The sequence below is a fragment of the Flavobacteriales bacterium genome, assembly GCA_019694795.1.
GTDB lineage: Bacteria > Bacteroidota > Bacteroidia > Flavobacteriales_D > UBA2798 > UBA2798.
On the sequence record JAIBBF010000009.1, the window covers coordinates 12,538 to 27,826 of the forward strand.

Consider the following 15,289-nt stretch of genomic DNA (forward strand, 5'->3'; position numbering starts at 1 on the left):
TAGTTAAGAGGCAAACAGCGCTTTAAACACCTCTTCAATTTTACCTACCTGCAACACGCGAATGGCATATTGACCGGGGATTACGCCTTTATTGTATTTAGAAATAATGATGGTTTCGTAGCCGAGTTTTTCAGCTTCAGAAATACGTTGCTCAACGCGGTTTACGGGACGAATCTCACCGGATAAGCCAACCTCAGCCGACAAACATGTTTTCGAGGATAAAGGCATGTCGACATTCGACGATAAGATGGCACAAACAACAGCAAGATCAATGGCGGGATCATCAACTTTTAGTCCGCCCGCAATATTTAAAAACACATCTTTAGCTCCCAGTTTAAATCCGCATCGTTTTTCTAAAACGGCCAACAACATGTTCAATCGTTTTACATCAAATCCCGTTGCCGAGCGCTGCGGCATTCCATAAGCAGCAGTACTCACCAGGGCCTGGACTTCGATTAACAGTGGACGCATCCCTTCGAGTGTGGCAGAGATGGCAATTCCACTTAAGCCGTCATCATTCGATGAAACCAAAATTTCAGAAGGATTCTCCACTTCACGTAATCCAGCCCCGCGCATTTCGTAAATACCCAATTCGTTGGTGGAACCAAAACGATTTTTTACACTGCGCAATAAACGATAAACGTGATTGCGGTCGCCTTCAAATTGAAGTACGGTATCAACCATATGCTCCAGTACTTTCGGTCCCGCAATACTTCCGTCTTTGGTAATATGTCCAATTAAAAACACGGGAGTATTCGTCTCCTTGGCAAAACGCATTAATTCGGCTGTGCATTCCCGAATTTGAGAAATGCTTCCGGGAGAAGATTCGATGTAGGAAGTATGCAATGTTTGAATTGAATCGATGATGAGCAGATCCGGTTCCAATTGTTCGATCTGACGAAAAATATTTTGCGTATTGGTTTCAGTAAGAATGAAACATTCCGGATTTTCGAAACCAATTCGCTCACCGCGCATACGGATTTGCTTTTCGCTTTCTTCACCCGAAACATACAACACTTTTTGTCCTTTGTTCTTCACCGCTATCTGAAGCATGAGTGTTGACTTTCCAATTCCGGGCTCTCCTCCAATGAGAATGAGCGAACCGGGAACAAGTCCACCACCTAAAACACGATTCAGTTCTTTATCGTTTAACAGTACACGTTCTTCTTCCTGAAGCGTAATAGAGGAAATCAATTGCGGTTGCGCAACACGTTTGGATCCGTTGCTTCCCGTTCTGAAATTTCCCTTTTCTTCTTTTTCAATTACTTCTTCTACAAATGAATTCCACGCCGAACAGGAAGGACACTTACCCAACCACTTTGCCGATTCGTATCCACAACTCTGGCAGAAATATGCCGATTTAACTTTAGCCATGGAACGAAAATAGAAACAAAGCACGCAATGTAAATGCGTTGTGGAAAAGGAAATAAAAACAATTTTAACCATTGACCTGAAAAACAAAGCCTTTCACTAAATGGATTTAGATAAGAGTTCAAGAATGGTTAGTTTTAGGTTTGGCCTAATGTTATTTCGGTCCTATTTTTATTGCAATGCTTGCCTTATGAATAAATGGATTTTTGTTTTTGCGCTGTTTACAATGGCTCAATGGGCTTCGGCCACCAATGGTGATACTACAGTTGTTACTAGTCACAATAATGTTTTAGTGGTCACCAATCCGGGTGCAGGTTGGAATGAATACCGGCAATGGGCGGACTTCCCTGCAGCGGGTACCGACTACCGGAAGGTTTGGGTGAAGATGAGTTATGAATGTCCCACCGGACAAAACTGCGGCGAGTGGGATTACATCGATCAGATTTGGTTGCGCAGGCAAGGGAGTGTGGACAGTGTTTCGATGGATTTGGAAATGGTGCGCTTTATTACGCCCTACGGAAATTCATTCACCGGATTGTGGAATTTTCAGTGGACGATGGACATTTCCGACTTCGCATCTTTTCTTCACGACAGTATAGAAATTGGTTATGTGCATACCGGTTATGAAACCAACGTTGGAAGAGGATGGATGGTAACCCTCGAATTTTTTATGGTTGAGGGAACACCGGTTTCCGATTTTATTTCTTTATCACCACTGTGGAATGGAAGTTATACCTATGGCAATGCAGCAGATCCCATCGAAAATCACCTGGTGAACGTAAATAAATCATTCGCCTCTAACGCTGCACGGGCGCACTTGCGAATCAATCATACCGGTCATGGTTCCGACAATAACGGATGCTCTGAATTTTGCAATGCCTATCGCGATTTATATTACGACGGAAATTTTGTAGAACGCATTCAACGCTGGAGAACCTGTGGCGATAATGCCTTGTATCCGCAAGCAGGAACCTGGGTGTACGACCGCGGGAATTGGTGTCCGGGAGCAGTGGTTTATCCTTATCAAAAAGATTTTGATGTTGCAGCCAATTCATCTCATAGTTTCGATATTGATATGGAAGCCTACACCATTACTTCTCCTTCGGGAAATGAATATGTAGTGGGATATTTATTTGAATACGCAGCGCCCAATGCGGCAGTGGATGCTTCCATTGAAGAAATTCTTGAGCCAAACGATATGAAGCAATTCAGTCGGCATAACCCCATTTGCGCCGAACCGCGCATTGTCATTCGCAATAACGGATCTCAGAATTTAAGCTCAGCAACCATTGCTTACGGATTTAATAATCAACCACAGTTCAATTACAACTGGAGCGGAAATTTATCGTTTGGAGAAAGTGATACCGTTACACTTCCTGGTACTCTGGTGGCACAGAGTGGACAAACAACCTTTACGGCTACATTGTTAAATCCCAATGGCACGAGTGATGAATATCCGCTCGATAACAGTCATTCAGCAAATGCAGTTATTCCGCCATCCTACAATGTAAATACGATCGTTGTAGAATTTAAATCGAACAATGAACCGCAGGATAATGCATATCGTTTACTGGATGAAAACAACAATGTTATTCTTGAACGCACACAAGGATCGATGGCCGCTAATATTACCTATAAAGACACTTTAGTCCTTAGCAACGGATGTTACCGTTTAATCGTAGATGATATTAAAGACGGCGGAGGTGACGGTCTCGCATTTTGGGCCAACAACAACGACGGATCAGGTTATGTCCGCTTAAGAAGTCTGAACAACATTTTAAAAAGTTTTTCGGCCGATTTCGGATCATTGATCGATTACAGTTTTACGCTTGGATCGGTGTTTACATCCACAGCAAACATCGAACAGCAGGTGGACATCGTTATATTTCCGAATCCAAATTCCGGCGTATTTTCCATTGATTTTGCATCCAACAGCAATGGAATTGCACAGGTTGAAATTTATGATTTGAAAGGTTCGAAAATTATGGGAGAAAATTATGCCTATTCGCAAAACACCCGCCAAACGATAGATATGTCCTCCCAACCCAACGGAATTTATCTTGTAAAAATCACCGGAGAATTTGGAATGAAAATGCAAAAGGTGGTGTTGAGCAGATAATTAATCCAACACTATTTTTTGAAACGATTCATTGATCCTCAATAGATAAATTCCTCTGCTTAATCCAGAAGTGGATAATGAATAAGTTTTCTGAACGGCAGGGCCACCTTCCTCCTGGAAAACTAATTTCCCATAGATGTCAAACAATTCTATTCTGTTGATGTTGGAATTAGTTGTAATCTGAATTTTATCTTTAGCAGGGTTCGGATATACTTGAAAGGATTCTTTTTCATTGGCAGAAATACCAACCGTGTTTAAATCGAGTCTTTGTAACAGAATGGAGCCTTCCGGAGATTTTTTTGAAAACAATAGCTGAACGGGAAGATTACCGCAAGATGCAGATATCATTTCTGAATTATAAGCGAATGACACCACATAAAAATAATACCTGTTACCCGGCACAAAAGGGCCGTTTGTAAACTGGTCAGTATATAAATCAAAGTAATTCGTAACTCCCGCATTAACCGAATCCATTGCCTGAAAATAATTACAGGAAAGACTGGAACCGATTGCCATTCCTGAATAAATACTATCCTGCAAATCCATTTGTGCGGCTAAGCGGCTTTTCGTTGTGTTATTTATAATTTCAAAAAAATCGGATATGGTATCATTGACCTGATAAACATGATATCCTTGAAAGCGGACAATATTATTTGCAAAATTATTATTGTTAAAATCCAACTCCTGATACCAATTGTTATAATTGTTCGAATTAGGAGGATTGTCGAGCGTTAACTTAAACCCGTTTGGAGGAATTAAACTCGGAATAACCATTGGCGCATCTGGTCCATCCATAACAAATTGCGCATTGCTACAAACACCGAAAGCAGCAAAAAAATAAAGTAACAAAAACACTCTCATTATTTTTCTTTTTGCTAATCAACGAAAAAAAGAATGGAGGGTTTTTCAAAAATTTCTCAATAATATACCTGTCCAACTTCCATTTCATCCCTTTTTCAGATCTTCAACAATCTCAAGTACAGCGGGACAAACCATGGTGTTTTTCCAGGTGAGATCTAGCAACTGAATCATTTTACGGCGATCCGTATGCGGATATTCCCGGCAGGCAGTTGGTCGTCCCTCATAAACCGAGCAGTAATTATCTGCGCCTAAAAATGGACAAGGCGAGCTTTTCATGATGTAGGTCCCGTCCTTCTCGGGCAGTAAAAAGCGATCGATTAATTCGGAGGGACGAATCCGCATATGTCTGGCCAATCGTTCAACATCACTTTCTTTCACCATGGGCGAAGTGGTTTTGCAGCAATTGGCACATTCCAGACAATCGATTCTCGAAAAAACTTCATCATGCAATCCATGAAATCGTTCATCCAGCTTTCTGGGATCCGATTTTTTTAATGCACTCAGAAACTTTTTATTTTCTGCTTTTTTATCCTGCGCCTTTCGGGCAAACGCAAGCAGATCAATCATAACTAAGATTTTAGTTTTGCAATGGTAGAGGTAGTAGAAAATCCGTCAACCAAAGGAATGGTTACCACTTTTCCGCCTTTCGATTTTACCAGATCAGAACCCACGATGTATTTTTTTGAAGCTGGATTGCTTTCTTCCGCATCATAATCTCCTCCCTTCACTAAAACATCCGGCATTAATGCACGAATAAGTTCCAGCGGAGTGTCCTCATCAAACAAAACAACAGCATCTACCAAATGAAGTGAAGCCAAAACAATGGCGCGCGATTCCTGATCATTCACCGGCCTGCCCTCTCCTTTTCCCTGGCGACGAACACTGGCATCGGTATTTAATCCCACCACCAGTTTATTCCCCAATTCGGCAGCTTGTGCAAGATAGGTAACGTGTCCACGATGCAAAATATCGAAACAACCATTGGTAAAAACCACCTTATCGCTTTTTAAATGCCAGCTGCTCATTTGGCGTTTCATGGTGGTAAGATCGTGGATCTTGTGTTTTAAAATTTCGAATTTCCCTTCCATGATGGTGACGGTATAAAAATTATAAATCGTTATTGATACGGGGCATCAGATAAAATGAAATAGCGCCTGCTACAACCAATAAAATCGTTTGAGCTGCCCAGGTAACCCAACCCAATGCAATGACTATATCATGATCTGCACCATACAAGGTGAGCGCAGATGCAACCAGCATCGGATAAACACCAACACCTCCCTGCACCAAAATTATTCCCAAACTTCCTCCTAAAAATCCGAGCATTAACCCTTTAAATTCAATCTGACTCGTTTCCTCAATGGAATAAAAACAAACAATGTATAATCCGATATACAAGACCCAGATCAATACGGTTAATCCGATAAACTCCCAGCGTTTTTTCAGGCGAAGAATAGCTAATAAACCATCAGCGAGTCCTTTTAAAATAGCATTGACTTTCGCTCTTATTTTCGGATTAATAATATAAAGCACCAAACCGGCGATAGCTAAAGCGGCAACTACATAAACAATGTAGGAGGTCCAGGACGAACCTGAATTTTTTGTTTGTCCGCTCCCCAAATCATCCAGTTTCTTTTTGAGTAGTTCAAATTTATCGTACTGCATAAAAATGGTAATCAGCGAAATGGTTCCCAGCATAAACACATCCACCACCCGCTCTGCGAGAATGGTACCGAATGCTTTTTCGAAAGGCACTTTTTCGTAACGGGTCATCATCCCTGCGCGACTTACCTCTCCGGCTCGTGGAAGCAGTAAATTCATAAAATAACCGATCATCACTGCGTGATAATTATTCCACACATTGGTTTTATAGCCCATCGGTTCGAGCAGGTATTTCCAGCGAAGGGCACGGGTAAAGTGACTGAACCAGGAAAATAAAACAGAAAAAGCGATGAATAAATAATTGGCGCGATTTAAAACCGAAGCCACTTTGTCTTTGTCCTGAATGGAGTCGAAGGAGTACCAGGCTAAATAAATTCCTAAGGAAAGCGGAACTATTACCTTGAGAGCTCCAATCAGCTTTTTCACGCTTTCAGAGAATTGGTTTCAGGATCGGGGAAAATTACCATTGGTTTAAAGCTTTTAGCCGCTTCAAATTCCATTCCCGCATAAGAAATGACAATTACATCGTCGCCCGGACTAAACTTCAATGCCGCCGGACCATTCAGGCAAATCACGCCACTGCCGCGGGGGCCTTTGATCACGTATGTGATGATGCGTTCACCATTTCGGTAATTGAGTACATGCACTTGTTCGTTCTCAATAAGATTAGCAGCATCCATCAGATTTTCATCGATGGTGATACTTCCGATATAATTCAGATCAGCCTCTGTAACACGACAGCGGTGAATCTTGGATTTCATAACCTGGATTTCCATGGGCTCAAAGTTAGAAAGGAAAATTGGATTGAATAGGGAATTGCGTGAAAAACAATTGAATTATCGATTGAGGATAAAAATCAGAGCGAAAACAGCTCCATATTATCGATAAGCCGAACCTTTCCCACAAAAGCAGCCACCAATGCCACAGCAGGTTCCGATTCCGGATGTAAAACGGGTTTCAGTGTTTTACTGTTACAGATGGAGAAATACTCCAGACGGAGTCCCTCAATATGATTCAATTTTTCGATCGCCGATTTTTCTGTTAGCTCAACACCCTTTTGGGAATACTCCGCTTTCGCCTCACGCAGCACCCGGCTCAAATGCAGCGCAATTTGCCGATCCGTTTCCGATAACAGAAGATTTCTGGAGCTCATGGCTAAACCGTCGGCTTCCCGCTTGGTCTCCAAAGCCACAATCTGTATAGGAAAGGAAAATTTCTTTACTAAAGCCCGGATAATCATTACTTGCTGAAAATCTTTTTTACCGAAAAAAGCTACATCCGGCTGTACAATTTCAAAAAAGCGTTTCACCACCATGCCCACTCCGGAAAAGTGACCCGGACGATGTTTCCCTTCGAGCACGGTTTCGATATAACCGAAATCTATCTTTAGCCTCGACGATTCATCCGGATACATGTCTTTCACCTCCGGCAGAAAAACAACATCACAACCTGCTTCCTCTAACATCGTGGCATCTTTTTCAACTACACGAGGGTAGCGCTCAAAATCCGAAGGGTCGTTAAATTGGGTGGGATTCACAAAAACGGAGGCGATAACCACATCACACGTGGCTTTTGCCGCCTGAATCAAAGAGATATGTCCCGCATGCAAAGCCCCCATCGTGGGGACAAATCCAACTTTTTTACCCAGCGCCTTTTGTGAGCGGGAAAAATCTGAAATTTCATTGGGGGAACTTAATCTTTTCAAGGGCAGAAATAAGGGTCCGATTTCGTCGGGGGGCGGCAAATCTAAGGCGATTTGTTGAAAGTCCGATTTTTTTTCTATATTTTTGTACCCAGTTTTTCAACTACCGTAAGAAATCGCAAAACCAGTATATGGAAAAATTACGAGTACTATACGTTTCCCAGGAGATTACTCCATTTCTACCGGAAACAGCAATCTCGACTATTGCAAGAAAATTACCACAAGGCGTACAGGAGATCGATAAGGAGGTTCGCGTCTTCATGCCCCGCTATGGTTGTATCAATGAAAGAAGACATCAACTTCACGAAGTGATACGCCTGTCCGGTATGAACATTATCATTAATGATAACGACCATCCCTTAATTATTAAGGTAGCTTCGATCCCTTCGGCACGTTTGCAGGTTTATTTCATCGATAACGAAGACTATTTTAAAAGAAAGCACGTTGTTAATGACGACAGCGGAAAGTTCTTTGAAGACAATGACGAGCGTTCGATTTTCTTTTGCAGAGGTGTACTTGAAACCGTAAAAAAACTAGGATGGGTTCCCGATGTTATTCACTGCCACGGCTGGATGACTGCATTGATGCCCGCTTATGTGAAAAAGTTTTATGGTGATGATCCGCACTTTGCAGATACGAAAGTGGTTTACTCAGTTTATGATAACGGATTTGCAGGTTCTTTCGATAAGAAACTTGCCAATAAGATGAAGTTCGACGGATTCAGCGAAAATGAATTAAGCGTTCTTAAATCGCCCGATTTCGTAAACCTGACTAAAATGGCAATTAACTTCTCCGACGGGGTAATTCTCGGAAGTGAAAAAGTTGATGCGAAAATTTCTTCTCATTTAAAGGAAACCGGAAAACCGGTACTTAATTATCACAATGAAGAAACCTACGTAGCCGCCTATAACGAATTCTACGACAAAGTCGCCGAAGAAATGCTGGTCGACTAACCCACCATGAAATTGAAAACATCATCTCTTAAAGCTCAGCGGTCCTATTTGGCCGCTGTCTTTTTTGTATCACTCACCCTGTTCTCCTGTAGAAAAACAGAAGGCGATTTAGGATTGCTGGTTCAACCCCAGGAGGACCAACTCCATGGAGACGTATTAGACACCTTAACGCTCCAGACTTATACCATTCTATCGGATTCGATACGGACCGATGAATTGCAAAACAATTTACTGGGCAGCATGGTAGATCCGGTATTCGGAAAAACAAAAGCCGGATTGTTTACACAAATTCGTCTCGAAGCAAATGCCCCAGCGTTTAATCCTTCGGATATCATTGTAGATTCCATTGTACTATCGATTGCTTACCAATCGTACTACGGCGAACTCGATGCGCAGAATTTTCATGTGTACGAAGTGTTAGATACCATGAATCAAGATTCGGTATATTATTCGAATCAGGTTTTGGATTACGATCCAACCGATCTGGTTATGAGCGGATACAATACGCAGAATCCCGACATGTTTAATTATTATCACGACGCTATTACCGGAGATTCATCCAAACCACAACTGAGATTACGTCTCGATAATAACCTTGCACAACGATTTGTAAACGCAGGAGGAACCGCAGATCTGGCCGACAATACCGCATTCACCAATTGGTTTAAAGGTTTATATGTTACGGTTGACAATCCCGCACAAAGCACAGGTGATGGAGGGATTTTGTATATGGACATGGGCGATGCCGCTACGAAAGTGACTATGTATTACCGTGAAATCACCAGTGGAGACACCATTCGCTTTACCTTTTTAATCAACGACCGTTGTGCCCGCTATACCACCTTTGAGCATGATTACAGTGGTACCGTAATTGAACAGCAATTATTGGATTCAACCCGCGGAAATAGTCAATTCTATTTACAAGGAGGAGCAGGATTGCAGGCGATGATTCACGTTCCGCATTTAATGAATGTGAACAACCTCGGTAATTGCGTGCTTAACCTGGCAGAATTAATTATTCCCGTAGAATATTTTAATCTCGATCCATTGGCCCCCGCACCACAAATTATGCTGAGTGGAATTAATGATGATGGAACAACCTATGTTCCTCTCGATATTCAATTGGGCGATTTGGTGTTTGGCGGATTTTACGATGCAAGCAATAAAGTTTACCGCTTTGCTATTACGCGCCATTTGCAGGAAATATTATTGGGACACAAAAACAACAACGGAATGAAATTATTTGTGGTTGGTTCTGCCGTATCTGCTTACCGCAGTGTAATGGCGGGTCCGAATTCAGATAATCGCCGGCAACCTTCTTTAAAAATTATTTATACCAAATACTAATTTACCATGTGCGGAATTGTAGGATACATTGGAACCAAAGAAGCATATCCGATTATTGTAAAAGGATTAAAACGTCTCGAATACAGAGGTTATGATTCTGCAGGAATTGCATTGCTGGAAAACGGCGAAGTAAATGTGTACAAGAAAAAAGGAAAAGTTGCCGACCTCGAAGCTTTTTGCAATGGAAAAGATATTACCGGTAATATCGGAATCGGTCACACCCGCTGGGCAACGCATGGTCAACCTAACGACGAAAACGCACATCCGCACACCTCCGGTGATGGAGAATTGGCTTTAATTCACAATGGAATTATTGAGAATTACGCCATCATTAAAGAAGAACTTTTAAAACGCGGACACCAATTCAAATCGGAAACCGATACTGAAGTGTTGGTTCATTTTATTGAAGAAATTAAACGCAAAGAAAAAGTAGATTTATTTGAAGCCGTTCGTATTGCCCTCAATGAAGTACACGGTGCATATGCCATTGTTGTAATTGATAAATCGAATCCCAATCAATTAATCGCAGCAAAAAAATCATCACCACTGGTGATAGGAATTGGTGAAGAAGGTGAATTCTTTTTGGCTTCGGATGCTACTCCAATTGTAGAATACACTAAAAACGTAGTTTACCTCGAAGACGAAGAAATTGCAGTGCTGGATCGTAACAGTGGTTTGAAATTAAAAAACATAAAAAATCAGGATAAACGTCCTTCCATCACTGAGCTCGAGTTGCAACTTGAAGCATTGGAAAAAGGTGGCTTTGAACATTTCATGCTAAAAGAAATCTATGAACAACCGCGCTCCATTCGCGATTGTATGCGTGGAAGAATCAGCTCAACACAGGGCTGGGTTCAATTAGGCGGTATCAAAGATTTCGAAGAAAAAATGAGCAATGCCAAGCGCATCATTATGGTCGCTTGTGGCACATCATGGCATGCAGGATTGGTAGGCGAATATCTATTTGAAGAATTAGCCCGCATTCCTGTTGAAGTTGAATACGCTTCTGAATTCCGTTACAGAAATCCGATTGTAGATGAAAATGATGTGATCATTGCTATTTCTCAGTCTGGAGAAACTGCTGATACGTTAGCTGCTATTCAACTGGCAAAATCCAAAGGTGCAACCATCATTGGTATTTGTAATGTGGTTGGATCAACCATCGCGCGCTCTACCGATGCAGGTTCGTATACGCATGCGGGACCCGAAATCGGTGTGGCTTCTACCAAAGCGTTTACTGCACAGGTTACCGTTCTTACGTTAATGGCATTGATGATCGGAAAAAAACGCGGAACAATTCCTGCATCGCGCTTCAATCGCTTATTGGTAGAAATGGATTCCATTCCCGAAAAAGTAGAAGAAGTATTGCAAGCCAATGCACAAATAAAATACATTGCCGATATCTATAAAGACGCTCAAAACGCATTATATCTGGGCCGAGGTAATTCCTTCCCTGTTGCATTAGAAGGCGCCTTAAAACTCAAAGAAATATCATACATCCATGCCGAGGGATATCCTGCAGCAGAAATGAAGCACGGACCTATCGCATTAATCGATGAAGAAATGCCGGTGTTTGTTATCGCAACGCAGGGTCCTTCTTATGAAAAAGTAGTCAGCAACATTCAAGAAGTAAAAGCTCGTAAAGGAAAAATTATTGCTATTGTCACCAAAGGTGATACTGTTGTAAAAGGACTCGCCGATCACATCATTGAAATTCCCGATGCAGATGATGTACTGGTTCCTTTACTGGCAGTAATTCCACTTCAGCTTTTATCGTATCACATTGCCGTGATGCGCGGATGCAATGTGGACCAACCCCGAAATCTTGCAAAATCTGTAACTGTAGAATAAATGAAAAATTTCATTGTTCAATTAGCAGGAGGGGTGTTGATCTCCTCCTTCTTTTTTTCCTGCACCAACCAGGAAACACCAGTCTACGAAAAACGTCAGGCGGATTCCACCCACCAAAAAACAGAAGAGCATGGTCACCACCACCACCAGGATGCGAATGCTTACATGAATGAAAGTGAATTCGAAGAATTGGTTGATCGTTTCGAAAATCCTTCGCGCAATGAATGGCAAAAACCGGAAGAGGTAATTCAACTCCTTGGCGACTTAAAAGGAAAAACCATTTTAGACATCGGAGCGGGAACGGGTTATTATTCGTTTCGTTTTGCAGAGAAGGCAGAGAAAGTAATCGCCGCAGATGTAGATGAGCGTTTTCTGGAATACATGGAGGACAAAAACCTGAATCTGGGCAAAAAAAACATGGAATTCCGCAAAGCTGAAATGAATAATCCCCCCATTCTGGAAAATGAAGCTGATGTGGTTATACTGGTGGACGTGTATCATCACATCGATCGCCGTAAAACCTATTTTTCTGCACTGAAAAAAGGATTGAAAAAAGGGGGACATCTCTTTATCATCGATTTTAAAAAAGGTGATCTGCCGCAAGGTCCTCCCAATGAAATGAAAATTGGTCCTAACACCGTAATACAGGAAATGAAAGAAGCTGGTTTTCAATCGGAATTAATGGACACTACCACCTTGCCTTATCAATATGTGTTAAAATTTGGGCATTAAGTCACTTATTCATTGAATCGCTTGACTCATATCGCTTAGTCGCTATATATTTAGAAAATGAAACAGATCATTCTTCTCGTTCTGCTAATCTCATCCTTCATTTTTACGGATGCTCAAACAGTATGCAGCTACAAATACCGTAAACGCATCACCTTTGATCCTACCAAAGTTTCTGGACCGAGCGACCTGAACAACTTTAATGCTTTAATAAAAATTACTTCCGATAATGATTTGAAACATACAGGAAGTGGCGGACATGTAGAAAACACCAATGGCTATGATATCATGTTTACCGCAGCCGATGGCATAACGGTACTCAGCCACCAAATGGAAAGTTATACATCCACCTCTGGTCAATACACCGCTTGGGTACAAGTTCCAATACTATCTACCTCCGTCAACACTTATATTTATCTCTACTACGGAAATTCTTCGGTAACAACAGACCCCTCCACAACATCCATCTGGTCGAACTATTACAGCGTTTATCATTTCCAGAATAATAATTTTAATGATCAATCGCCCAGTGGTTATAATCTGACCAACCAAAGCACCACCAATCAATCCCCCGCATTTATTGGCGACGGCAGGGCAATGACCGGAACGCAATACATGGATGTTTCTTCATCCTTTCCCAATATTACCGGAAGCTTTACCATTAGCGGATGGATTTATACCACGGCGAATAACACTGCCGGTCAGCGCGTTTTTTGCGACGACAGAAACAATACAGGAGGATATGCATTAAGTCTTGGAGATCCCGGAACAGGCCGGCTCCGCTTTTATTCCCGGTCTACCAATCCGGTTAGTTTAGATATTCCCAGTAATTCCATTGCCAACAATACCTGGTACCACGTTGCCGCGGTGCACGATGCCAGCACTAAAACAAAATACATTTATGTAAATGGTGTATTGCTCGCCTCCGGAACCTATACCAATAGTTGGGGAACAGATGCAGGATTATCTTCGGTGGGTGGAGAAACAGCAGGTGGAGAAACAGCAAATCGTTTCAGAGGAAGACTGGATGAAATTCGTGTTTCGCAAAATGCACTCAATGCCGATTGGCTGCTTACTGAATACAACAATCAGAATTCACCGACCACCTTTTATTCTATTTCCGCAGAACCGAAAGTATGGACCGGCGGAAGTAATACCAATTGGAATGCCTCTGCTAATTGGTTAAACAATAGCCGACCATCCAGCACCGCACCATTCGATGATGTAATCATTACCAACGGAAGCAATCAACCCACCATGAATGGAACAGAGTCCATCAAAGGATTGTGGGTGTATTCCGGTGCTACCTTATCACAAGGTGCAAATACATTGAATGTTTCGTTTGATATTTTGAATTGCGGTACAATCAGCGGGAATACCGGGACCATTGTTTTGAACTCGACCAATAACGAAATTCTCGATCAATATTTATCGGGTAGCGGTACCTACAACCTGAATAATTTAACCGTAAACAACACCTATAGCGGCACCCCAACCGTGCGATTAAATAATTCCGTAAACGTTAGTGGCGCATTAACATTAACGAGTGGTATTGTTTATACTACCAGTTCCAATATTCTAAATCTTGGTTCATCCTCTAGTTCCAGTTCCGGATCGGCAACAAGTTTTGTGGATGGACCCATGACAAAAACAGGGACCACAAACTTCATTTTTCCTGTTGGTAAAGGAAGCAAATGGAGAAGAGCTTCGCTCACGAATATTAGCAGTTCTTCCACCTACTCGGTTGAATATTTTAATACGCCCTATTCAAGTCTGACTCCAGTTAATAGTCCACTCTACAACGTAAGTCAGGTAGAATATTGGCAAATCAACAGAACATCCGGAAGTGGTGATGCAAACGTTGCGTTGTATTGGGAAGATGCCGCTGTTTCGGGTATTACCAATTGCGCTGATTTAACCATTGCGCGCTGGAATGGTGCAAGCTGGGATGAACAAGCAGCAACTACTGTTGGTGGTTCTACCTGCACAGGAAGTGGCACAGGTTCTGTTTTAACGAATTCATTGATCTCAGCATTTAGTCCCTGGACCTTTGCTTCCAAATCGGCCGGCGTTAATCCATTGCCTGTTGAACTATTATTTTTTGATGCACAATTTGATGGTGCGAATGTAGAATGCGTTTGGCAAACTGCCAGCGAACAAAACAGTGCACATTTTATTGTACAACGTTCAGCCGATGGAATTCAATTTGAAAATATCGGATTAATTCCTGCGGCAGGACACAGCAACATCTTGTTGAATTATCATTTTACCGATACAAATCCACTCAACGGAATATCCTATTATCGTTTAATGCAAACCGACATGAATGGTGCCGTGGAATATTTTGGTCCTGTAGCCGTACAACGTTCTTCGGAAGAATTATCTGTTCAGGTATTTCCTAATCCAGCATCATCTTCCAATGCAACCTTAGTGGTACAATCGAAATCCAATCTGAATGGTGAAATTAAGATTGTAGATGTTACGGGTCGACTCATTCATGCTTTTCCATTTAATGCGCAAGCTGGATTTACATCTCTGCCGTTAAATACATCTCTTGCTAAGGGACATTATTTCATTTTACTGGAGAGTGCCGGAGAATTAAAAACGGCGCGCTTAATTATCGAGTAAACATCCTGTATTTATTTTAACCTTTTTTAAAGGTTACCTTTTCCCTTTCTCTGGTATTAAAGAATA

Annotated in this window: 13 protein-coding genes; 6 read left to right on the forward strand and 7 right to left on the reverse strand. The window is 41.8% G+C overall.

Features of this window, described 5'->3' with window-relative positions:
* Positions 1–3: 3 nt before the first annotated feature.
* Positions 4–1,374 carry a DNA repair protein RadA gene (gene radA, locus K1X56_04795; GenBank protein MBX7094016.1) on the reverse strand — a complete coding sequence of 457 codons (1,371 nt, stop codon included), beginning with the start codon at positions 1,372–1,374 and terminating at the stop codon, positions 4–6.
* A 187-nt stretch (positions 1,375–1,561) separates the two neighbouring features.
* Here radA and K1X56_04800 point away from each other — a divergent pair, with 187 nt between their 5' ends.
* A complete protein-coding gene (locus tag K1X56_04800; GenBank protein MBX7094017.1) occupies positions 1,562–3,490 on the forward strand; it encodes a T9SS type A sorting domain-containing protein in 1,929 nt (642 codons plus the stop codon).
* On the opposite strand, the gene K1X56_04805 is transcribed toward K1X56_04800, so the two are convergent.
* From K1X56_04805 to panC, 6 genes are all read right to left on the reverse strand, one after another.
* The gene (locus K1X56_04805; protein ID MBX7094018.1) at positions 3,491–4,345 is read right to left on the reverse strand and encodes a T9SS type A sorting domain-containing protein; all 855 of its coding nucleotides are present in this window, start codon (positions 4,343–4,345) and stop codon (positions 3,491–3,493) included.
* 90 nt (positions 4,346–4,435) lie between these two features.
* Positions 4,436–4,918: a YkgJ family cysteine cluster protein gene (locus tag K1X56_04810; protein ID MBX7094019.1), complete on the reverse strand. Its 483-nt coding sequence runs from the start codon at positions 4,916–4,918 to the stop codon at positions 4,436–4,438.
* A 2-nt stretch (positions 4,919–4,920) separates the two neighbouring features.
* The gene (gene rfaE2, locus K1X56_04815; GenBank protein MBX7094020.1) at positions 4,921–5,439 is read right to left on the reverse strand and encodes a D-glycero-beta-D-manno-heptose 1-phosphate adenylyltransferase; all 519 of its coding nucleotides are present in this window, start codon (positions 5,437–5,439) and stop codon (positions 4,921–4,923) included.
* Positions 5,440–5,458: 19 nt separating this feature from the next.
* Positions 5,459–6,439, reverse strand: coding sequence for a flippase-like domain-containing protein (locus K1X56_04820; protein MBX7094021.1), 981 nt, complete (start codon positions 6,437–6,439; stop codon positions 5,459–5,461).
* A complete protein-coding gene (locus tag K1X56_04825) occupies positions 6,436–6,789 on the reverse strand; it encodes an aspartate 1-decarboxylase (protein MBX7094022.1) in 354 nt (117 codons plus the stop codon). Before K1X56_04825 ends, K1X56_04820 begins: the two co-directional genes overlap by 4 nt.
* A gap of 80 nt (positions 6,790–6,869) precedes the next feature.
* The gene (gene panC, locus K1X56_04830) at positions 6,870–7,718 is read right to left on the reverse strand and encodes a pantoate--beta-alanine ligase (GenBank protein MBX7094023.1); all 849 of its coding nucleotides are present in this window, start codon (positions 7,716–7,718) and stop codon (positions 6,870–6,872) included.
* 128 nt (positions 7,719–7,846) lie between these two features.
* Between panC and K1X56_04835 the strand changes: the two genes are divergently transcribed.
* The 5 genes from K1X56_04835 to K1X56_04855 are packed head-to-tail and all read left to right on the forward strand — an operon-like array spanning position 7,847 to position 15,223.
* Positions 7,847–8,668, forward strand: coding sequence for a glycogen/starch synthase (locus tag K1X56_04835; protein MBX7094024.1), 822 nt, complete (start codon positions 7,847–7,849; stop codon positions 8,666–8,668).
* A 6-nt stretch (positions 8,669–8,674) separates the two neighbouring features.
* Positions 8,675–10,015, forward strand: a complete 1,341-nt coding sequence (locus tag K1X56_04840; GenBank protein MBX7094025.1) for a DUF4270 domain-containing protein — start codon at positions 8,675–8,677, stop codon at positions 10,013–10,015.
* A 6-nt stretch (positions 10,016–10,021) separates the two neighbouring features.
* Complete coding sequence (gene glmS / locus K1X56_04845; GenBank protein ID MBX7094026.1) at positions 10,022–11,866, forward strand: glutamine--fructose-6-phosphate transaminase (isomerizing); 1,845 nt, start codon at positions 10,022–10,024, stop codon at positions 11,864–11,866.
* Entirely contained in the window at positions 11,867–12,598 is a 732-nt protein-coding gene (locus tag K1X56_04850) for a class I SAM-dependent methyltransferase (protein MBX7094027.1), read from the forward strand.
* A 57-nt stretch (positions 12,599–12,655) separates the two neighbouring features.
* A complete protein-coding gene (locus K1X56_04855) occupies positions 12,656–15,223 on the forward strand; it encodes a DUF2341 domain-containing protein (GenBank protein ID MBX7094028.1) in 2,568 nt (855 codons plus the stop codon).
* The last annotated feature ends 66 nt before the right edge of the window (positions 15,224–15,289 follow it).

Coding starts and splice junctions, on each gene's coding strand:
- K1X56_04855 (MBX7094028.1), top strand. CDS start 12,656: ATGAAACAGATCATTCTTCTCGTTCTGCTAATCTCATCCTTCATTTTT.
- glmS (MBX7094026.1), top strand. CDS start 10,022: ATGTGCGGAATTGTAGGATACATTGGAACCAAAGAAGCATATCCGATT.
- K1X56_04840 (MBX7094025.1), top strand. CDS start 8,675: ATGAAATTGAAAACATCATCTCTTAAAGCTCAGCGGTCCTATTTGGCC.
- K1X56_04810 (MBX7094019.1), bottom strand. CDS start 4,918: ATGATTGATCTGCTTGCGTTTGCCCGAAAGGCGCAGGATAAAAAAGCA.
- K1X56_04835 (MBX7094024.1), top strand. CDS start 7,847: ATGGAAAAATTACGAGTACTATACGTTTCCCAGGAGATTACTCCATTT.
- K1X56_04800 (MBX7094017.1), top strand. CDS start 1,562: ATGAATAAATGGATTTTTGTTTTTGCGCTGTTTACAATGGCTCAATGG.
- rfaE2 (MBX7094020.1), bottom strand. CDS start 5,439: ATGGAAGGGAAATTCGAAATTTTAAAACACAAGATCCACGATCTTACC.
- K1X56_04825 (MBX7094022.1), bottom strand. CDS start 6,789: ATGGAAATCCAGGTTATGAAATCCAAGATTCACCGCTGTCGTGTTACA.
- K1X56_04850 (MBX7094027.1), top strand. CDS start 11,867: ATGAAAAATTTCATTGTTCAATTAGCAGGAGGGGTGTTGATCTCCTCC.
- radA (MBX7094016.1), bottom strand. CDS start 1,374: ATGGCTAAAGTTAAATCGGCATATTTCTGCCAGAGTTGTGGATACGAA.